Here is a 19,545-nt window from a genome sequence, read left to right as displayed (position 1 = left end):
ACCGCACTGACGCGTTCGCACCGCGCGTTCGAACCCTGCGTCCGACCCCTGCGTCCGAACTGTCAGAACCACTGCTCCAGGACCTCGGCGACGCCGTCCTCGTCATTCGAGGACGTGCGGTGGTCGGCGATCGCCGTCACCTCGTCGACGGCGTTGCCCATCGCCACGCCCGTTCCCGCCCAGCGCAGCATCGCCACGTCGTTGGGCATGTCCCCGAAGGCGATGACGCGGGACGGGTCCACCGCGGGGACGTCCGCCCCGTCTCCCCCCAACGCGTGCGCCACCCCGGAGAGCTTCGAGACCCCCGGCAGGTTGATCTCCAGCAGTCCCCCACTGAATGACCAGGTCACATGCGCCTCGGCCGGATCGACCACCGGATTGACCAGATCGAACAGGTCGGCACTCTCCATGGCCTCGTGGCGTACCAGCAGCTTCACCGCCGGCACCGCGCAGAGGGCGTCCAGGGGTTCCACCGAATGCTCGTCGGTGTCCCAGGCATGCGGGTACTCGGGCTGCACGGCGAACAGTTCGTCGGCGCGGTCGAAGGCGCTGCGTCCGGCGCGCTCCACGGCGAAGGTCACCGGGGCCAGTCCACGGCCACGCAACCACGGACGCGTCGCCTCCGAGATCGTGGCGGTGACCCGGGCCAGGACATCCGTCGGCAACTCGGCGGCGTAGGTGATCCGGTCGGACGCCGAATCGTAGACCACCGCCCCGTTGGCGCACACGCACATCGGCCGCAGCCCCAGCTGGTCGATGACCGGCAACATCCAGCGGGCCGGACGGCCCGAGGCCGGGATGAACGTCACCCCGGCCGCCACCAGACGGTTGATGACCGCACAGGCCCGCGGCGACACCCGCTCCGCGGAGGTGACGAGCGTGCCGTCCAGGTCACTGACGACCAGGGTGGGGGCCGGAGGGGTCACCTAGCGTCCCAGCTTCCCACGCAGGCGTCCGATCAGGGACTTCTTCGTGCCGGGAGCCACGCCGGCCGCCTTCTCCGCGTCCTGGCGGATGCGGTCCTCCTTGCGCTTCGCCGCGTCCTCACGGTCCTTCGTCGTCGCCTCCTCCAGCGACGGGGCGGACCCGCCCAGTGAGGCAGGCATCCAGTACTCCCCGTCGGGGAACGGGCCGAAGGCGTCGGCGTAGCGGGCCCGTGAGGTGTCGAGGATGGACGTCATGGCCTCGTGGAGCCGCTCCGTGGCCTCCCTCGGCGTCCCGCTGAGGTCCACCGGCTCGCCCACCGAGATGATCAGGGAGGCGTTCTTCGGACGCCAGATCGGCTTGCGCCCCTTGGTCCAGATCCGCTGCGAACCCCACAGGACCACGGGGATCAGCGGGACTCCGGCATCCTGCGCGATGCGTGCGGCACCGTCCTTGAACTCCTTGATCTCGAAGGAGCGGGAGATGGTCGCCTCCGGGAAGATGCCGATGAGCTCCCCGCCGGACGCCCGACGGGTCGCCTCCCGCACGGACGCGCCGCCGTCGGCACGGTCGACGGGGATGTGGTGGCACCCCGACATCGCCGGCCCGGCGACCGGGTTGTCCCAGATCTCCTTCTTCGCCATGAAACGCACCAGCCGCCCGCCGTTGACCGCGGAGGGGATACCGCCGAACACGAAGTCCCAGTAGCCCGTGTGGTTCACCGCCAGCACCGCGCCGCCGTCGGTGGGCAGGCGCTCAGGATGGTAGATCTCGACGTCCAGACGCTGGACGTAGCGCATCCACGCCTTGGCGAAGGGGATGATGATCCGGCCGTAGAACAACTCCTTCGACTCGGGGTGTGCCGGGACATCCGGCACACCGGTGGGAATCTCGAAGCCTTTGGGGATCCACATGCCGTGCTACGTCTCCTTGGTTGGTTGCGGGGTCTGGTGCGGGTCTGCAGGCACCTACCTCGGGGTGAGGACGTCCTTGCCCACGAACGGGCGCAGCGCCTCGGGTACGACGACCGAGCCGTCGGCCTGCTGGTTGTTCTCCAGGATCGCGACGAGCCACCGGGTGGTGGCCAGGGTGCCGTTGAGCGTCGCCGCGATCTGTGCCTTGCCTTCCTCATCACGGTAGCGGGTCTTGAGCCGCCGCGCCTGGAAAGTGGTGCAGTTCGACGTGGACGTCAGCTCCCGGTAGGTGCCCTGGGTGGGCACCCAGGCCTCCGTGTCGAACTTGCGGGAGGCCGACGAACCGAGGTCTCCGCCGGCGACGTCGATCACACGGTAGGGGACCTGCACGGCGGCGAGCATGTCCTTCTCCATCGCCAGGAGTTCCTGGTGCTGTGCCTCGGCGTCCTCCGGGCGGCAGTAGACGAACATCTCGACCTTGTCGAACTGGTGGACGCGCAGGATGCCGCGGGTGTCCTTGCCGTAGGAGCCGGCCTCCCGGCGGAAGCAGGACGACCAGCCGGCGTAGCGGGCCGGGCCGTCCGACAGGTCGATGATCTCGTCCTTGTGGTACCCGGCCAGCGCCACCTCGGAGGTGCCGACGAGGAACATGTCGTCGGCCTCGAGCCGGTAGATCTCGTCGGCGTGCGCACCGAGGAACCCGGTGCCGGCCATGATCTCCGGACGCACCAGCACCGGCGGGATCATCAGCTGGAAACCGTGGTCACGCGCCTTCTGGGCCGCGAGGCTGAGCATGCCGAGCTGGAGCAGGGCGCCGTCGCCGGTGAGGAAGTAGAAGCGTGCGCCGGACACCTTCGCGCCGCGTTCCATGTCGATCAGCCCGAGCGACTCACCGAGTTCGAGGTGGTCCTTCGGCTCGAAGTCGAACTCACGGGGCTCCCCGACGTGCTCCAGCACGACGAAGTCGTCCTCCCCGCCCGCCGGGGCGCCGGTGACGACATTCGACAGCCGCATCTGCAGGTCCTGCACGTCCGCCTCGGCGGCGGCCTGCGCGTCCTCAAGTTCCTTCACCGCGGCGGAGCGGGTCTTCCCCTCGGCCCGCAGCGCGGTCCGCTCCTCGTCGGTGGCGTCCTTCATGGACTTCCCCATCGACTTGGAGAAGGCCTTCTGCTCCGCCCGCGCGGTGTCGGCGGCGGCGATGGCCTCACGGCGACGCTGGTCCGCCTCCAGGAGCCGGTCGACGAGCGCCGGGTCCTCGCCACGGGTGCGCTGGGATTCACGGACGACGTCAGGGTTCTCCCGCAGGAACTTGAGATCAATCATGCCCCGTAGTTTAGCTACAGTGGATTCCACCGTGTGCAGCGCTGTCCGGCACTGCCCGAAGATTTCCAGTGATGTCCGGTCCCCGTGAAAGAATGCGTGTTATGCCGTCCAGCACCCCGTCCTCCACCGCCGACCGTCCTGCCGACGCACGTCCCCGTAAAGGCCGCCGCAGGACGGTCACCGTGCTGCTCACCGCGGCCCTCGCAGGAGCGGTGGGTGCCGGTGCCTACGAGTACTTCGCTCCCCAGGGGGCGTCCGTGGTCGCCCAACGCGGTGTGGACCGCACCGAGGAGGCGCCGGAGCTCGTCGCCTTCACCGACGCCGACACCGCCGACTGCGTGAACTGGTCACAGGACGGCGACATCGCCACCGACTTCGCCGTCGTCGACTGCGCCTCACCGCACCGCTTCGAGGTCTCCACCCGCGAGGACCTCGCACAGTACCCGACCAGCGAGTTCGGCCCGGACGCCCCGCAGCCCGACCTGGAGCGCCAGGGTCAGCTGACCTCCGAGCTGTGCGAGGGACCGACCCGTACCTACCTCGACGGACGACTTGACCCGCAGGGCCGGTACTCCATCGTCCCGATCCTGCCGCCGGAGGCCGCGTGGGACGGCGGTGACCGCACCATGCTGTGCGGGGTGGCGGTCCCCGAGGCCGACGGCGTGTACGCCGAAGCCACCGGACGTGCCGCGGACACCGACCAGTCCCCCGCCGAGCCGGCGGAGACCTGCATGCGCGCCCAGGGCGACGCGGTCAACGTCACCGACTGCGACCGTCCGTACTCCTGGCAGGTGACCTCCGTGGAGAACCTCGGGGACACCTTCGACGGCGCATGGCCGACACTCGAGCAGCAGAACGACCACCTCGACGCCGTGTGCACCGCCGCAGCCATCGAGTTCCTCGGCGGCGGGGACGACGAGAAGCTCTACCAGTCCACCCTGACCCCCTTCTGGACCACCCTGCCGCAGGAATCCTGGAACGCCGGATCGCGCACCGTGAACTGTGCGTTGACGAAGGCCCGGGAGGGTGGCGGCTTCGCCGACCTGCAGGGTGACGTGCGCGGTGACTTCACCATCGACGGCAACCCGCCCGCCGAGCAGCCCGAGCGCAACCCGCGCCGCAACAGCGACTCCGGTAACGAGGCACCGTGATCGAGGTCAGTGACGACGACTTCGAGGACCTCGTCGACCGCGGTCTCCGCCTGATCCCACGACAGCTGCTCGATGCACTCGACAACGTCGCCATCGTGGTGGAGGACCGCAACGAGGAGGAACCGTCGATCCTCGGGCTCTACCACGGTGTCGCGTTGACGGAACGCTCCGTGGAGTGGCCGACCTTCCTCCCCGACAAGATCAGCATCTACAAGGACGCGCTCTGCGACTACTGCTCCACCCACGAGCAGCTCGTCGACGAGGTGGCCGTCACCGTGGTCCACGAGATCGGGCACCACTTCGGCATCGACGACGACCGCCTGCACGAACTCGGCTGGGGTTAGATGTAGTGCCCCGGCTACCGGGCACGGGGCGGCTCGCCGTGCCCGGCCCAGTCGGTGACCGTCCACCCGTCGGCGACGACCTCGTCGAGGTCCCCCGGCACCAGCGGGCCGCCCAGATCCGGCACCTCGAGATCCACCCGCAGCGTGTTCGGCAGCAACGTACGCACCGCGAACTCCGGATCGACCCGCCCCAGGTAGGCGGCGACCAGACGGATCACCGCACCGTGACTGACGACCGCCAGATCCGCCCCGGCGCGCTGGGTGGCCGACAGCACGGGCAGCAGGGTGCCCAGGTAGCGCCCGACGACCTCCCGACCGGTGGACGCCCCCGGCACAGGCAGGTCCATCTCCCCTCCCAGCCATTCAGCGAAGGTGCGGTGGTAGCCGTAATGGGCGTCGGGGTCCATCCGCATCTCGTACCGGCCGGCAGGGATCTCCGAGATCCCCGGGACGGCGCCCGGCATGATCAGCGGCGCATGCGGGACGGGGGACGGAGAGATCAGGTCCCCGTCCGTCCCGGAGCGGTCCCTGGCGCCCCCACCGAGCGCTGCCGGGACGTCCGCTGTCGTGGACTCCTCCGGGCCGATCTCGGCATGGTCGATGCCGTCGGTGACCTCCAGTTCCGCCAGCTGCGCCAGGGCGTCGGCGAAGTCACTGCCCGGTGCGGTGTGCTCGAGGCTCAGGCCCCGCGGGCGGCTGCCGAGGGCTATCCCGGCGGCCGTCTGACGTGCACGCAACGCCTGCGACGACACCATCGCCAACGGCACGTCCTGCTCCTCCCCGGCGAGACGCTCACCGGCGGCGCGGGCCTGCGACCAGCCGAGTTCCGTCAGTGCCGCACCCGGCAGGCTGGTGTCCAGGGCGTGGCTGACGTTCGAGGTCGTCTGTCCGTGCCGGATCAGCAGCAGTCGGCTCACGCCTGACCACCGTCCCCCTGCTCCTGTGTCAGCCCCCGCAGGCCCTGGACCCAGTCCCAGGACGCGGTGTAGTCCGGCGGCACAGACCCGTCGGGGCCGTCGACACCGCCGACCCACCCCTCCTGCGGCCAGGAGCCGAGGAACCTGATGCGGTCGCAGTAGCGGTGCAGCCCGGCCAGAGCCTCGGCGACGGCATCGTCCTGCAGGTGTCCGACGATCTCCACGTGGAAGTTGTAGGTGCCGGCCTTCTCGCGGGTCGGACGTGACTCGATGCGTGACATGTCGACCCGGCGCGTGGCCAGCTCCATCAACGCCATCACCAGTGAGGCCGGGGTGTTGGGAACCTGCAGCACAATGGCGGTCCGGTCATGCCCGGTGCGCGGAGTGGGTGTCTGGGGCAGGCCGACCATCACGAACCGGGTGTGCGCCCCGGCCACGTCGGCGATCCCGTCAGCGACCGTCTCGAGTCCGTGGATCGCCCCGGCGCGGGCCGGGGCCGCGGCGGCGTCAGCCTCGCCGGCGGCGACGGCGGCGGCGGCTGCACCGTTGGAACTGGCGGGGATGAACTCGGCGTGGGGCAGGTGCTCGGCGGCCCACCGGCGGACCTGGGCCTGCGCGACCGGGTGAGTGGTGAACGTCCGGACGTCCTCGAGGTGGGTGCCGGGGCGTACGAGGATCGAGAAGACGACGGGGACGTCGTGCTCGCGCAGGATCTGCACCGGCACGCCGTCCGCCAGGGAATCGAAGGTCTGCGTGACCGGCCCGTCCACACTGCTCTCCAGGGCGACGACGGCCCGGTCAACCTCCCCCCGCCGAACCAGCTCCAGCGCGTCCGCCGGGGAGCTCACGGTGCGGTGGACGACATCGTCCGGCAGATGGCCGGCGGCCGTCAGGTTCAGGACGGCCTGTTCAGTGAAGGTTCCGCGCGGGCCGAGGTAGGCCACCGTCTCGATGTCGCTCATGACACCAACCTACCGGGCGGCGGTACGCTGTCCGACATGAATCCCCCAGCGTCCACCGGCACCAGCAGCACCGAGGCCGTGTCGTTGCGTCTCGCGCGCCTGAGTGCACGGACCGGGCTGTCCCCCGCGGAACTCGGCGTGGCCAGGATCTACGACCGGGCACACACGGACCCCCGGGAGTTCGGACCTCTCCGGGGACTCGACGTCCTGGTCAAGGACCTCAACCGGGTGGCCGGCGAAGTCACGACCTTCGGCTCCGTCGGCCACGCCGTCGACGCCGACGCCGACGACACCACCGTGACCCGGCTGCTGGAGGACGGGGCCCGGCTCGTCGGTGCCAGCGTCACCGCCGAATTCGGGGCGACGGTCTACACCGAACCGGCCGACGGCCCCGGGCCGGTGAACCCGATCGACCGCCGGATGACGACCGGTGGGTCCTCGTCCGGCGCCGCGGTCGCCGTGGCCCGCGGCATCGTCGACGTCGCCCACGCCAGTGACGGCGGCGGATCGATCCGCGTTCCCGCCGCCGCCGTGGGCCTGCCGGGCCTCAAGCCGACGCACCGGGTGGGGGACGGGCCTCTGCCGAACCCGGCGGCACAGGGTTTCATCGCGCGGGACCTCGACCTCACCGCCCGCGCCTACGGGCTCACCGGTCCCGCCTCCCCGGCCCGGCCGCTCAGCCGACCACTGACGCTGGGGCACACCAACAGACCGTTCCACACCGACAGTCTCGTCGACCCCACGGTGGCCAACGCCACCGCTGCCGCCGCATCCCTGCTGGTCACCCATCCCGGCGTCCGCGGGGTCCGGCCGGTGGCCGCCCCCTACCCGGTCGAGCACTTCGACATCTTCTCGCGCATCATGGCGGCCCGTTGCCGGGACCTGCCCGACCCCGCCACGGCGATGCCGACCTGGCTGAGGCAGCGTGGCCTGGACCTCACCCCCGCGGAGATCACCGCCGCCGCGGACGCGGTCACGGCACTGCCGCAGGAGATCCGTGCAGCGTGGGACGGCACCGACGATCCGGTGGACGTCGTCGTGACCCCGATGCTGGCGTGTGCCCCACCCCGGACCGGCGCCTTCTCCCGCTACTCCGGGGAGGAGTTCAACGACCCCGCCGCCGATTTCCGGGCCCAGACCGCCTGGACCCCGTGGGCGACCTTGTGGAACCTCACCGGCTGGGCCGGACTCTCCGTCCCGCTGCTCACCCCTGACCGGGCGTCGGGACGATGGCCTGTGTCGGTCCACCTGGGCGCCGTCGGGGACCGGGTGTCGGCCGCCGAGCTACTCGACCTCGCCTCCCATCTGCAGGTCACCGTCGCCCGGATGGTCGACGCCGATCCGGAGGTGCTGGAGTCCGTCAGTGTCGACGGCCCGGGGGACGTCGAGCGCCTGCTCGGCGATCCCCCCGGGGCAGGAAGGTGAACCAGACCGTGGCCGTGAACGAGGCGGCGACCGGCCCCGTGTCCCCGGCGGACCGCCGGGCGATCCGGTGGGAGCTGCTCATCGTCCTGGCCGTCACCTTCGGGGCGTCCGGCGTGCGGTCGGCGCTGAGGCTGCTCGAGGCGGCGGCGCGGCCGGAGGGTCTCGGCGAGCAGAGCACCACCCTCAATGCCCGCCAGTCCGCACTGACCTGGCTTGATCCCGCCTTCCAGCTGATCTCCACCGGAGTCCTCGTCGCCTGGGGCGGTCTGGCGTTGTTCCTGCTGTTACGGCACGTCCCGCCGACACTGGTGCGGACCGCAGTCGACGACGGGCAGGGAAAGCCCGCCACGGCTCCCCGCAACGTCCTGTCCCTGCGTCCCCGGTGGCGCGACGCTCTGCCCGGCGTGGGGTTGGCGGCACTGATCGGCGTCCCCGGACTGGTCCTCTACGTCGGGGCCGTGCAGCTGGGACTGTCCAAGGAGGTCATCCCCACCGGCCTCGACCGCAGTGCCCAGGACCTGCTGCTGCTGATCCTGAACTCGTGGGCCAACGGTTTCGCCGAAGAGGTCCTGGTCGTCGCGTGGCTGTGTTGCCGGCTCCGCCAACTCCGGGTCCCCTGGATGTGGGTGTTTCTGGCGTCCGCGGTACTGCGCGGCAGCTACCACCTCTACCAGGGGTATTCCGCCGGGCTGGGGAACATGGTGATGGGGCTGGTGTTCGTCTGGTTCTTCTACCGCACCGGACGGGTGTGGCCGCTGGTCATCGCCCACGGGTTGATCGACACCGTCGCCTTCGTGGGCTACCAGGTACTGGGGTCCACGCCCGGCTTGTCGTAACGGATGTCGTCTGAGCCACCGCAGGGGTCAGAGATCCGCCGTTGCGTGACCCCGGCGACGGCCCAGATGACCGGACGGGGTCAGCCGAAGACCTCGAGCTCGCGCTTGACGACCTTGCCGATCGGGTTCCGCGGCAACGGCTGGTCCATCAGGACCACGTCGCGGGGGACTGCCGGTGCCATGAAGTTGTGCTCCACGTGCCGCCGGATGTCGTCCTCGCTGAGCTCGACGGTGCCGTCGGTGACGACATAGGCCTTGACCCGCTGGAACTTCTCGTCGTCCTCCACGCCGACGCAGTAGGACTCCGCCACGCCGGCGGCGCGGTCGATGACGTCCGCCACCGACGTCGGCCAGATGTTCTCGCCACCGACGATGATCATGTCGTTGTTCCGCCCCAGCACCCGCAGGCGACCCGACTCCGGGTCGATGACTCCCTTGTCCCCGAGGTCAAGCATGCCGTCGCGGTACTCGGGCCTGTCACGGTCACCGAGATAGCCCTTCATCGACATCGCGTTGTGGGCGTGGATGATCCCGACCTCTCCCGGCGCGACCGGTTCGCCGGTCTCCGGGTCGAGAAGCTCGAGGCGCCCGTTCCAGACCTGGTGGCCTGCGGTGAGGGGGTCCTCGACGAGGTCCTCCGGGGTCGCGTACGCCACGAGCAGCCCTTCGGTGGATCCGTAGCCGCTGGACAGGATGTTGCCGTAGCGCTCCTGCAGTCCGCGGACGAGATCCTCACTCATCGCGTTGCCGGCGTTGAGGATCCAGGTCATCGTCGACAGGTCATAGGACCCGTCGTCCACCGCGAGCACGTCCTTGAGGAAGACCGCCGAACTGAGCATGCCGGTGCACCGGTAGTCCTGCACCTGCTGCAGCACGACCTCGGGCTTGAACACCCGCTGGGTGACCAGCGTGCATCCCGCGGTGATCGCGAGGACCGCGGCACCCCACCCCAGCACGTGGAAGAGGCTGGCGGTGAGCTGGAGACGGTCGCCGGCCTTGACGTCCAACCCCTTGAGGACAGGGCCGAGGACGCCGACGGGGAAGCTCGGCTCGGTGTGTGCGACCGCCTTGGGCGTCCCGCTCGTCCCGGAGGACATGAGGATGACCCCGCCCTGGGTGGGGCGGCCCGGGAACGCGTCGTTGTGCGGCCCCGGCGCGGTCCAGAACTCCTCGATGGTGGGGTAGTCGATGTCGGTACGGTAGCCCTCGGCCACGTCCGCGTGGATGAGCGTGGCGCCGAAGTCGCTGAGGTCCTCGGGGAAGCGGTCGTCGAACTCTGAGTCGTAGAAGATGACGTCGAGCTTGTGCTCCTTGACGATCTCCGAGATCTGGTGCTTGCTCGCACCGACGTTCAACAGGAAGACGGTGTACCCGAGGTAGCCCTTGGCGGCCAGGGGGAAGAGGAACCCGCGCCCGTTGCGCGCCATGATGCCGACACGGCTGTCCGAGGTGATGCCGTGGCTGGCCAACGTGTGCGCGGTGAGGCGGGAGTAGTTGGCCAGCTGCTGGTACGTCAGCTCACCGTCATCGTCAACGAGCGCCAGGCGCGAGGGGAACCGGGCGGCGGTGCCCTCCAGAAGCCCGGCCAGGCTCGTACCGTAGCGGCCGAGCGCCTTGGCCACCCCCAGACCGCCGGACGGTGTGGATCCCTTGAGGAATCCGGTGTCTACGAAGGCTTTGGCCCCTTTCACGGCGCCCTTGAGGTCATAGGACAGCTGTTCGAACACTGTCACTCCTTTTCTGTGTCTGCGGTCTGGTCGCTTCGGCGGTCGTATTGTTGTCGTTCCCCCGGTGCAACGTACGCGTGACGTGACAAGGGGCGGGCGTCGGGGCGGCGCACCGATGCCCGGGTCAGTAAAGTACTTTCGCCCACCATACCGGGTCGGAAGGCTCTGGCGTTACCCGTCCAGCTACGGCATGATGTAGAGCACACAATCCCATGCGTAACTTAGGTCACTTTAGTCACAGGGGTTACATTCCGGATGATTAGTGGATAAAGTCACGCTAATGTAACGTCGTTGTCCCAGGGAACGGTTTAGGAGACCGGATCCGTCTACGGCTTGTCGGGGACACGTCGGGACACATGACACGTTTCAGGAGAGGAACCTCAGCAATGAGCGCACGACACCGTACGGCCTCGCGGGCCGGTCGCCGCATCGCCGGAATCGCCGCCGCGGCAGTGGCCACCGTGGCCGCACTGTCCGGCACCCTGCTCTCGGCCCCCGAGAGCCAGGCTGCACCCGGCAACACCGTGGTCCTGGGCGATTCCATCGTCGCCAACCCCGACATCTACAACTACCTCGCCGGCAAGGGCCTGCCTCTCCCGGACCCGATCCTGAGCGGCTCCGGCTGCGGCACGGACAACCGGTTCGCCAACTCCTACGCACAGGCGTCCGGTAAGCACGTGGACAACTACTCCTGCGCCGGTGGCTCCTACCGCACCGGTGGCATGCACGTCACCGAGCAGGCCGACCGTGCACAGCGCGGCGGGGCACTGAACGCCGGCACCAACGAGGTCGTCATCTGGGCCGGCGCCAACGACACCTACCCCTACATCCTCGGCGACAAGCTCCCGGTCTCCCAGATCGAGCGTCAGCTGCGCGACTCGGTGAACCGGACCGTCGCCCACGTCAAGAGCAAAGCCCCCAACGCCACCGTGAAGGTCCTCGGCTTCCCGCACATCACCAACGGTGCCGGCCAGGTCTGCCCGATCAACATCATCCCGAACGTGCAGATCCCCAGCGCCCTGATCCAGGCCTCCGACGTCGAGTGGGCCCTGGAACGCGCACTGCGCGACGGCGCCACCAGTGCCGGCGGACGCTTCGTCGACCTCAAGGGCGCGAGCCGCGGTCACGAGATGTGCTCGAACGACCGCTGGGTCGTCGGCCTGATCGACACCACCTCGGAACGGCGCAACCTCCCGCTGCACATGACCGACACCGGTCTGCGTGCCATGGGACGTGCCGCCGCGAACGCCTGACACCTTCCCGGCGTCCCCTCAGACGGGGCCCGACAGTCCTCTCCGGACGGTCGGGCCCCGTTTGCGCTTCCCGGGTGCTGTCTCAGCGCACCGTGTCCGCCAGCAGCGGAGCCAACGTCTCCACCGCCCACCGGGTGGACAGCGGCCCGGGGTACGCAAGCGCCCACGCGAGATTGCCCTCGTAGTGCTTCCCGTTCGCCTCGAAGGACGGGTGGTTGCCCTCCTTGAACGCGTTGTTGCTGATGACCAGCACCCGGTCATCCCGCACCGCCGGAATGCCGGCGAACACCGCGCTGTCCTCGAGTTCACCGATCCGGCCGTTGGAATTGTCGAGCACGATGATGACATCGGCGGCCAGGTCGTCCACCCGCTCACCGCTGAGCTGCACGCCCGCCAGGTCAGCGGTGCCGGGATCGTCGCCGAACCCGAGGTCCCCGAACAAGGCGGCGGCATCCGAGCCGGAGGGGTTGAGCATCCGCATCTCGTCCAGACCGAAATACTGGATCAACGACACGGTCTTCCCACCGAACTCGGGATACTTCTCCCGCACCGACGCTGCGGCATGTTCGGTGTCGTCGATCACCTCGTCGGCACGCTCCTCCTCGCCGAGTGCCTCCCCCAGGTTGATGACCGTCTGCTGCCAGTTACCTGCCACGTCCTCCTCCGTCTCCGCGGCGATGACCGGGGCGATCCCGGACAACTGGTCGTAGACGTCCTTCAGGTCAAGCTGGCTGGCAATGATGAGGTCCGGCTCCGCCGCCGCCAGTTCCTCGACCGGCGGCAGGCCGTTGGCGTCATAGGCGAAAGTCGATTCCGGGTCACCTGACAGCGCCTCCAACGCCTCCAGCGTCCACGCCTCCTGGTCCACCGTGTTCTCCGGGACGATCACCGGCGTCTCCCCCATCGACGCGACGATGTCGGTGTCCTTGTACCCGACGGCAGCGATCCGTTCCGGACGTGCCTCGAGTGTCGTCTCACCCCACGGGGTCGTGAATGTCACCGGGGTGAAGTCGGTGTCGAGGGTGTCGAGGGTGTCGACGGTACCGGCGTCGCCGTCCCCCTGCCCCGATGAGCACGCCGTCAGGGCGAAGGCCCCTGCCACGACGACGGCCGACAGAGCGGCCAACGCCGTGGTCCTCCGGGTCTTCCGGGTCGTCACCGTACCGGCGGGACGACTCCGCCGGCGGCCGGGAAAACTGCCGCGCACGCTGTTCTCGGTCATCAAAGCTCCCTCAGGACGGTCAGACGGTGCTACCCCGCCGCGACATCACGGCACCAGGTCATGCCGGTCACGATCATCGTACATGCAGGGCAGCCTTCCCTGGCCCGACGCTGCTGGGCAGGGGAACCGACTACCGCCGTTTCCCACCCTTGCCCTTGTTCCGACCTTTTTCACTGCCCTTCTTCGCCGACTCCGCAGCCCGGGCGGCACGGTTGGCGGTCCGGACCAGGGGGACAAGACTGACGACAACCACCACGAACGGGGCCACCCCCAGCGCCGTCACCCAAGCACCCTCGACGAAGAACGAGAGGATGATGATCACCGCGGCGAGCACCGACGTCACCAGGGTCACCGTCCGGGCGAACGGTGCCGCCTCCGCATGCCCGGCTTCCCACGCGTCGTCACTGGCTTTCGTCGCGGAGGTGCGGATCCCGACGGCACCGGATCGTGGCAGGTCGCCCCCGGCGGCAGCCTTCGTCACCTGCGAGATGACCATGGCCAGGACCACCGCCATGATCGCCGGAAACGCGACACCCATCAATGCATCACTCATGGGCAGCATCTTACGGGACTCCTTTTTCCACCCGTCCAGCCCGTAGTATGTCCCCATGTCACCAACCCCGCCCGAGAACGACGGCCGCTCCGGAGACTCTGTCGCCCGCGACAGGCACGGACGGCCGATCCTGGACCGGTACGGGCGTCCTGTACCCCGTCGTTCCCCGGCCCCTCCCCCGCAGGGCACCGGGCAGGACTCCACCCGTGTCTACGGTGGTGAGTCCCCGGCGCGGCCCCGCCACCGGGCGCCGAACGAGGCCCCGAACCAGGCCCCGAACCAGGCCCAGCCGCCGCAGTACCGCCGGCAACCGGAACAGCCGCCCCAGGCAACCCCGTACCAGCCGTACCGGCAGGAACGCGACGCTCACCCGCGCTATCAGCCACAGCCACAGCAGCCGTCGGGACCGCCTCCCCGTTCCCGTCGTCCGCGGAAGCGTCGGCGGATCCGCCCGCTCCGGGTGATCGGCGCGCTGCTCCTGGTCATCGTCCTCGTCGCCGGCGGCACCGCCTGGTGGGTCGACTCGAACCTCAACCGCGTCGACGCGCTCACCGACTACGAGGGGCGGATCGGCAACACGGCCGGCTCGAACTGGCTGCTCGTGGGTTCGGATTCCCGGGCAGGCATGAGCGAGGAGGATGGCGAACGTTACGCCGCCGGCGACCTCTCAGAGGGCGGGGCCCGCACGGACACGATCATCGTCGTCCACGTGCCCTCGTTCGGCGGTAAGCCGACCATGGTGTCGATCCCCCGCGACTCCTACGTGTCCATCCCCGGCTACGGCGAGGACAAGATCAACTCCGCGTTCTCTTTCGGCGGCCCGCAGCTCCTGCAGCAGACCGTCGAGGGTGCCACCGGGTTGCGGATGGACCACTACATGGAGATCGGTTTCGGCGGCTTCGGCAAGATCGTCGACGCCGTCGGCGGTGTGGAGCTCTGCCCGTCCGAACCGATCGACGACCCGATGGCCGGACTCAATGTCGAGGCCGGCTGTCAGGAGATGGACGGGCCGACGGCGCTCGGGTACGTCCGCACCCGCTACACCTCGGCCAACGGCGACCTCGACCGGGTGGAGCGCCAGCGCGAGTTCCTCGGCGCCGTGGTCTCGAAGGTCGGGTCCTTCGGCACGCTCGCGAACCCGTTCCGGGCACTGCCCCTGATCAACGCCTTCTCCGCCGCCCTGACGGTCGACGAGGGGGACCATGTGTGGCATCTGGCCCGTCTCGCCCTCGGCATGATCCGGGGCGCCGACCAGCAGACCGTCCCGGTCGGCGGGTTCGCCGACACCGATGCCGGCAGCGTCGTGCTCTGGGACGACGCTGCCGCCGAAGAGCTGTTCAGCGGACTGCGCTGAACAGCACCTCGACGGCGCCCGGCCGGTGGCCGTCAGTTCAGGACGGCGAGCGCGGCGTCGTAGTCGGGTTCGGTGGTGATCTCCGGGACGAGCTGGGAGTGCAGGACGGTGCCGTCGGCGTCCAGGACGACCACGGCCCGACCCAGCAGTCCGGCGAGCGGGGAGTCGGTGAGGGTCACACCGAAGTCCTCGCCGAAGGAGGACCGGAAGGCCGAGGTGGCCTCGACGTTCTCGATGCCCTCCGCGGCGCAGAAGCGGCCCAGCGCGAAGGGGAGGTCCTTCGAGACCGAGACCACGGCCGTGTTCTCCAGGTCGGTGGCGCGGGTGTTGAACTCCCGCTCGGACGCGGCGCAGACGCCGGTGTCGACCGAGGGGAAGATGTTCAGCACCACGCGCTTGCCGCGGAGCGAGTCGCCGTTGACGTCCTTGAGCTCGGCGGAGACGGTGGTGAAGTTGGGTGCCTGCTCGCCGACTGCGGGCAGGTCACCGACGGTGTGGGCGGGGGTTCCTTGGAATGCGGTATCAGCCATGCCACCCATGGTGGCACAGATCGCCGGTCAGCGGATCGTGACCTCGCGGGCGATGATCGTCTGACGCGACTTCTGCTCCTCGGCGGTGAGGGCGCCACCGTCGGCGATCTCGGCCGCCGCGGCGGCGATCCGGGCGTCGAGCTCCTGCAGGGGTGCGGCGAACTCGCTGGCGTCGACGGTGTTGTCCAGGTCGAAGACCGGGACGAGGATGCCGTGGGTACGGAAGACGCCGGCGAAGCGGGTGTCCTCGCCGAGGTTCAGCTGACCGGCGGCGTGGACGCGGGCCAGCGCGGGGAGCAGCTGTGCCTCGGTCTCCGGACGGACCCAGCGGATGTGGGCCTTCTCGCCCGGGTCGATCCACCACGCCGCACCGGTGATCTCGGCGTCCACCCGCGAGCTCGGCAGGACCGAGGCGTTGGCCTGGTCGAGGGAGGCGACGACCTGCGGGTTGGCACGCTGATCCTCGGTGAGCCACCAGTTGAAGTCCTCGCGGACCTCGATCGCCGGGGTCTGGTCGGCGACCAGCAGGGACGACAGGGCCGGCTCGGAGCCGTCGGCGACGGCGACCTCCAGGCTGCTCCCCGGAGCTGCGTCCTTCGCCCAGTTCAGGGCGAAAGCCAGGTCCCGGTTGGGGTTGTCGCCACGGTGCTGGGTCTGCAGGGCGACCAGCGCCTCCCCACCCTCCTCCTCGGCACGCACCAGGGCGGCCGCGGCACCGGGCAGGACGGTGCAGACGGTCACCGTACGGGTGAAGCCGGCGTCCGGGACCGTCTCTGCGGTGAAGTGCGCCGAGGGGACGAACTCCTGCAGTGCGATCAGGTCGGCCTCGGCGGCGAAGCCGTCGTAGGGGCGCGGGTCGCGCTCCAGTGCGGCGCGCTCAGCGGCACGCTTGGCGAGCTTCGCCTGACGACGGCTCATGCCCTCGGGCAGGTCGTCCTGGTTCTTGTTCTTCCTGTTCTTCTTAGCCACGGCCCACAGTCTAGCGGTCAGCGAATCCGCACGGCACCGTCGAGCACCGTCCGGGCGCGGTCGGGGTAGTCGGTGGCTGCCCACTGCACACCGTGCCGCTGCAGCCACAGCAGGTCGTCGGACGCGTTGGCAGTGAACACGTAGGTCCGCGCGCCGTCACCGACGACGTCCTGCGGCGCCGACCGTGCCCGGTGGACCGAGTAGCCCTGCGACGGAGCGACGTCGGACGGCTCGAGGTGCCTGAGCAACCGCCACAGGCGGTACTCCTTGCGCAGGTAGATCCGGTGGATCTGCGGATTCAGCGCACCGAAGCGGGCCAGGGAGCCGTGGTCGAAGGAGATCAGGTGGACCGGGACGCCGGAGGCCCCGGCTGACCCGGCGGCCCCGTCCGCCATGCCCACCGCATGCAGTTCGCGGTTCAACGCCGCCTCCAGCCGTCCGTCCCGCTCGGCCGCACTGCCCAGACGTTTGGTCTCCACGAACAGTTCGGGACGGTAGTCGCCGGTCTGTGCGTCGCGCAAGAACTCCAGCAGTTCGCGCAGGGTGGGGATGCGCTGGGGACGCCCGGCGGTGCCGACGTTGAACTCCCGCAGCTGTGCCAGGGTCATCCCGGCGACGGCCCCGGTGCCGTCCGACGTGCGGTCGACGCTGGCGTCGTGGATGACCACGGGGACCCCGTCCGCGGTGAGCCGGATATCGCACTCGACACCGTCGGCACCGAGTTCAACAGCAAGTTCGTAGGCGTCGAGGGTCAGCTCGGGGCGGTATCCGCTCGCCCCGCGGTGCGCGATGATCTTCACGGCCCCATTCTTACCCGATCCGACCGGTGTCGCCGGCCGGCGCACTGTAACATGTACTCCCGTGGCAGATTTTCCGGCAGGTACACGCCTCTCCCCGGGTGGGGGGCCGGCACGGGGCGTCCCGAGCGCCCCGGTCAGTGACACCGCGCTGGTGTTCGAGGGCGGGGCGATGCGCGCCGCATTCTCGTCGGCGATGGTGCAGGCCCTGCTCGAGGAGGGGATCCAGTTCGACTGGACCTACGGCAACTCCGCGTCGGCGGTGCACGTGGCGACGTACCTGTCGCAGGACACCCGTCTGGCCCGCGACTACTTCACCGTCTTCCCCGGCGACCCGCTCTTCGGCGGCATCCGTCCGTTCCTCCGGGGGGACGGGTTCTTCAACGCCCGCTACATCTTCGGCCCCGACGCGCAGGTCGAGGACCGCAGCATGGTGCCGGACTGGGACGCGATCACCGCCAGCCCCGGGAACTTCCGTATCTCCGGGTTCAACGGCCGGACCGGTGAGACGGTGCACTGGTCCCGCGACGACATGCACGGCCTCGATGACTTCCTGCGTCATGCCCGCGCCTCGGCATCGCTGCCGATCGTCATGCCGCCGACGAAGATCGGCACAGACGTGTACTTCGACGGAGCATTCGGCTCGACGGGTGGGATCCCGGTCGATTCCGCGATCGAGATGGAGGGCTTCGACCGCTTCCTCGTGGTGATGACGCGCACCCGCTCCTACCGCAAGAGCGCCTCGAAGTTCTCCTGGTTCGTCAAGCGGGCGTTCCCCCAGTACCCCGCGTTGGCGCAGTCGATGCTGGACCGGCACGCCCGGTACAACCGGACCCGGGACTGGATCTTCGAACAGGAACGGCGTGGCAAGGCGTACATCTTCGCGCCGCACCGGATGCCGCTGGGCAACGGCACCCGCAAACTCAACGAACTCGCGGAGACCTACGAGGCCGGGCTGGCGCAGGCCCGTGAGGAGATGCCGCTGATCCGGCGGTTCCTCCGGGTCTGACGTCCCGTGGGGCCTGGCAGGCACGCCGCTCCGGGGCCGCCCCGGGCCCGCTCCGGGGCCCACTCCTAGAGGTCGAACACCCCGGCATCGGACATGACCTGCTGCAGGGTGTCGGCGGAGGTGTCGAACTGGGCCTGCTCGGTGTCGTCGAGCCCCAGTTCGATGACCTCGCGGATACCACGGCGATTGACCACCGCCGGCGTGCCGATGTAGATCGCCGGCGCGTCGCCGCGACCGTACTGGCCGTCCACCAGCGCGGAGACGGGCAGGACCACGTCCTCGTTGCGCAGCACGGCGCGGCTGATCCGGGCCATACCCACGCCGATGCCGAAGCTCGTGGACCCCTTGGCGTTGATGATCTCGTAGGCGGCGTCGCGGGTGCGCCGGAAGATCTCACCCACACCCTCCTCCCCGTCCGGGGACTGCGCCAGCCGGACGGGCAAGGGCACGCCGGCGACGGAACCGGCGGACAGGACGGGCAGTTCGGTGTCGCCGTGTTCACCGATCACGTAGGCGTGGACGGACGTCGGCGCGACCTGGAAGTACTCCCCGAGTGCAGAGCGGAACCGCGCGGTGTCGAGGATGGTGCCGGAACCGATGACCTGGTTCGACGGCACGCCGGCGATCCGCCACGTGGCGTAGGAGAGGATGTCGACCGGGTTCGAGGCCACCAGGTAGACACCGTCGAACCCGGAGTCCCGGACCCTGCCGACGATGTCCCGGAAGATGGCGACGTTCTTGCCCACCAGATCCAGGCGGGTCTCCCCGGGCTTCTGTGCCGCCCCGGCGCAGATACAGACGATGGAGGCCTCGGCGCAGTCGGCGTAGTCGCCCTGGGTGACCCGGGTGCCGTGGCCGGACCAGGGGACGGCATGGTTGAGGTCCTGGACGTGGCCCCAGGTCTTGCGCTCGTCGACGTCGATGATGACCAGATGGTCGCAGAGCCCCTGGTTCACCAGTGCGTAGGCGTAGGCCACGCCCACGTCGCCCGCCCCGATCAGAACGATTCTCGTACCTGCACTGGCTCTCATGGCTGCTCCTGTGGGTGGGGGTCGGTCTGCGTGGGCCACGGTGAATCAATCCCCAGCGTACGCGGGAGCACGGATCACCGCAGGTGGGACGGCATCCGCTCGCCATGTCGATATGTTCATCTGATTGAACTCTTCAATTCAATAGGTAAATCATTGCGAGCGGCCCGGAAACTGACCACACTGGTGGACGGCAATATAACGATTACCCTCACCGAAAGGATCGAGAACATGGCTGTGTACGAGCTTCCCGACCTCCCCTACGACTACGACGCCCTCGAGCCGCACATCTCCGCCGAGATCATGC

The 19,545-nt window shown here is 69.3% G+C and carries 19 protein-coding genes and 1 pseudogene; 8 read left to right on the top strand and 12 right to left on the bottom strand.

What is annotated here, in order from left to right; all coding sequences use genetic code 11:
- Window positions 1-62: 62 nt before the first annotated feature.
- Genes PQI66_RS09200 through serS form a run of 3 tightly spaced genes read right to left on the bottom strand, consistent with a single transcriptional unit; the run spans window position 63 to window position 3,161 of the window.
- Entirely contained in the window at window positions 63-926 is an 864-nt protein-coding gene (locus PQI66_RS09200) for an HAD family hydrolase (RefSeq protein WP_339997732.1), read from the bottom strand.
- Window positions 927-1,838, bottom strand: coding sequence for a lysophospholipid acyltransferase family protein (locus PQI66_RS09195; protein WP_339997730.1), 912 nt, complete (start codon window positions 1,836-1,838; stop codon window positions 927-929).
- Window positions 1,839-1,892: 54 nt separating this feature from the next.
- A complete protein-coding gene (gene serS / locus PQI66_RS09190) occupies window positions 1,893-3,161 on the bottom strand; it encodes a serine--tRNA ligase (RefSeq protein WP_339997729.1) in 1,269 nt (422 codons plus the stop codon).
- A gap of 101 nt (window positions 3,162-3,262) precedes the next feature.
- Here serS and PQI66_RS09185 point away from each other — a divergent pair, with 101 nt between their 5' ends.
- Both PQI66_RS09185 and PQI66_RS09180 read left to right on the top strand, forming a co-directional pair.
- Window positions 3,263-4,312 (top strand): septum formation family protein, encoded by a 1,050-nt coding sequence (locus PQI66_RS09185; protein ID WP_339997728.1) that lies wholly within the window; start codon window positions 3,263-3,265, stop codon window positions 4,310-4,312.
- A complete protein-coding gene (locus PQI66_RS09180; RefSeq protein WP_339997726.1) occupies window positions 4,309-4,656 on the top strand; it encodes a metallopeptidase family protein in 348 nt (115 codons plus the stop codon). Before PQI66_RS09185 ends, PQI66_RS09180 begins: the two co-directional genes overlap by 4 nt.
- Window positions 4,657-4,670: 14 nt before the next feature.
- Here PQI66_RS09180 and PQI66_RS09175 read toward each other — a convergent pair whose 3' ends face one another.
- Window positions 4,671-5,573 carry a histidine phosphatase family protein gene (locus PQI66_RS09175; RefSeq protein ID WP_339997724.1) on the bottom strand — a complete coding sequence of 301 codons (903 nt, stop codon included), beginning with the start codon at window positions 5,571-5,573 and terminating at the stop codon, window positions 4,671-4,673.
- A complete protein-coding gene (gene pheA, locus PQI66_RS09170) occupies window positions 5,570-6,535 on the bottom strand; it encodes a prephenate dehydratase (RefSeq protein WP_339997721.1) in 966 nt (321 codons plus the stop codon). Before pheA ends, PQI66_RS09175 begins: the two co-directional genes overlap by 4 nt.
- Window positions 6,536-6,571: 36 nt before the next feature.
- Between pheA and PQI66_RS09165 the strand changes: the two genes are divergently transcribed.
- Both PQI66_RS09165 and PQI66_RS09160 read left to right on the top strand, forming a co-directional pair.
- On the top strand, window positions 6,572-7,960 hold the full coding sequence (locus PQI66_RS09165) for an amidase (protein WP_339997719.1): 1,389 nt from the start codon (window positions 6,572-6,574) through the stop codon (window positions 7,958-7,960).
- A gap of 8 nt (window positions 7,961-7,968) precedes the next feature.
- Window positions 7,969-8,796 carry a CPBP family intramembrane glutamic endopeptidase gene (locus tag PQI66_RS09160; protein WP_339997718.1) on the top strand — a complete coding sequence of 276 codons (828 nt, stop codon included), beginning with the start codon at window positions 7,969-7,971 and terminating at the stop codon, window positions 8,794-8,796.
- An 80-nt stretch (window positions 8,797-8,876) separates the two neighbouring features.
- On the opposite strand, the gene PQI66_RS09155 is transcribed toward PQI66_RS09160, so the two are convergent.
- Window positions 8,877-10,523, bottom strand: coding sequence for an AMP-binding protein (locus tag PQI66_RS09155; protein WP_339997716.1), 1,647 nt, complete (start codon window positions 10,521-10,523; stop codon window positions 8,877-8,879).
- Between the two features lie 386 nt (window positions 10,524-10,909).
- Between PQI66_RS09155 and PQI66_RS09150 the strand changes: the two genes are divergently transcribed.
- Window positions 10,910-11,776 (top strand): GDSL-type esterase/lipase family protein, encoded by an 867-nt coding sequence (locus PQI66_RS09150; RefSeq protein ID WP_339997715.1) that lies wholly within the window; start codon window positions 10,910-10,912, stop codon window positions 11,774-11,776.
- A gap of 82 nt (window positions 11,777-11,858) precedes the next feature.
- Here PQI66_RS09150 and PQI66_RS09145 read toward each other — a convergent pair whose 3' ends face one another.
- Both PQI66_RS09145 and PQI66_RS09140 read right to left on the bottom strand, forming a co-directional pair.
- Window positions 11,859-12,998 carry an ABC transporter substrate-binding protein gene (locus PQI66_RS09145; RefSeq protein WP_339997713.1) on the bottom strand — a complete coding sequence of 380 codons (1,140 nt, stop codon included), beginning with the start codon at window positions 12,996-12,998 and terminating at the stop codon, window positions 11,859-11,861.
- A 130-nt stretch (window positions 12,999-13,128) separates the two neighbouring features.
- Window positions 13,129-13,551, bottom strand: coding sequence for an SdpI family protein (locus PQI66_RS09140; protein ID WP_339997712.1), 423 nt, complete (start codon window positions 13,549-13,551; stop codon window positions 13,129-13,131).
- Window positions 13,552-13,606: 55 nt separating this feature from the next.
- On the opposite strand from PQI66_RS09140, the gene PQI66_RS09135 reads away from it, so the two are divergent.
- Window positions 13,607-14,905 carry an LCP family protein gene (locus PQI66_RS09135; protein WP_339997711.1) on the top strand — a complete coding sequence of 433 codons (1,299 nt, stop codon included), beginning with the start codon at window positions 13,607-13,609 and terminating at the stop codon, window positions 14,903-14,905.
- Window positions 14,906-14,937: 32 nt separating this feature from the next.
- Here PQI66_RS09135 and tpx read toward each other — a convergent pair whose 3' ends face one another.
- The 3 genes from tpx to PQI66_RS09120 all read right to left on the bottom strand — a co-directional run bounded on the left by tpx (window position 14,938) and on the right by PQI66_RS09120 (window position 17,204).
- Window positions 14,938-15,435: a thiol peroxidase gene (tpx, locus tag PQI66_RS09130; protein ID WP_339997710.1), complete on the bottom strand. Its 498-nt coding sequence runs from the start codon at window positions 15,433-15,435 to the stop codon at window positions 14,938-14,940.
- 27 nt (window positions 15,436-15,462) lie between these two features.
- Window positions 15,463-16,353: a DUF5926 family protein gene (locus tag PQI66_RS09125; protein WP_339998292.1), complete on the bottom strand. Its 891-nt coding sequence runs from the start codon at window positions 16,351-16,353 to the stop codon at window positions 15,463-15,465.
- A 68-nt stretch (window positions 16,354-16,421) separates the two neighbouring features.
- Window positions 16,422-17,204, bottom strand: coding sequence for a glycerophosphodiester phosphodiesterase (locus PQI66_RS09120; RefSeq protein WP_339997708.1), 783 nt, complete (start codon window positions 17,202-17,204; stop codon window positions 16,422-16,424).
- A 61-nt stretch (window positions 17,205-17,265) separates the two neighbouring features.
- Here PQI66_RS09120 and PQI66_RS09115 point away from each other — a divergent pair, with 61 nt between their 5' ends.
- The gene (locus PQI66_RS09115; protein WP_339997706.1) at window positions 17,266-18,210 is read left to right on the top strand and encodes a patatin-like phospholipase family protein; all 945 of its coding nucleotides are present in this window, start codon (window positions 17,266-17,268) and stop codon (window positions 18,208-18,210) included.
- Window positions 18,211-18,275: 65 nt separating this feature from the next.
- On the opposite strand, the gene PQI66_RS09110 is transcribed toward PQI66_RS09115, so the two are convergent.
- A complete protein-coding gene (locus PQI66_RS09110) occupies window positions 18,276-19,241 on the bottom strand; it encodes an L-lactate dehydrogenase (RefSeq protein WP_339997704.1) in 966 nt (321 codons plus the stop codon).
- A gap of 228 nt (window positions 19,242-19,469) precedes the next feature.
- On the opposite strand from PQI66_RS09110, the pseudogene PQI66_RS09105 reads away from it, so the two are divergent.
- Window positions 19,470-19,545: pseudogene (locus PQI66_RS09105) on the top strand (superoxide dismutase); the annotation flags it as partial.

Source organism: Corynebacterium sp. USCH3, assembly GCF_037619475.1.
Taxonomy (GTDB): Bacteria; Actinomycetota; Actinomycetes; order Mycobacteriales; family Mycobacteriaceae; genus Corynebacterium.
This window is presented reverse-complemented; position numbering and strand designations above follow the sequence as displayed.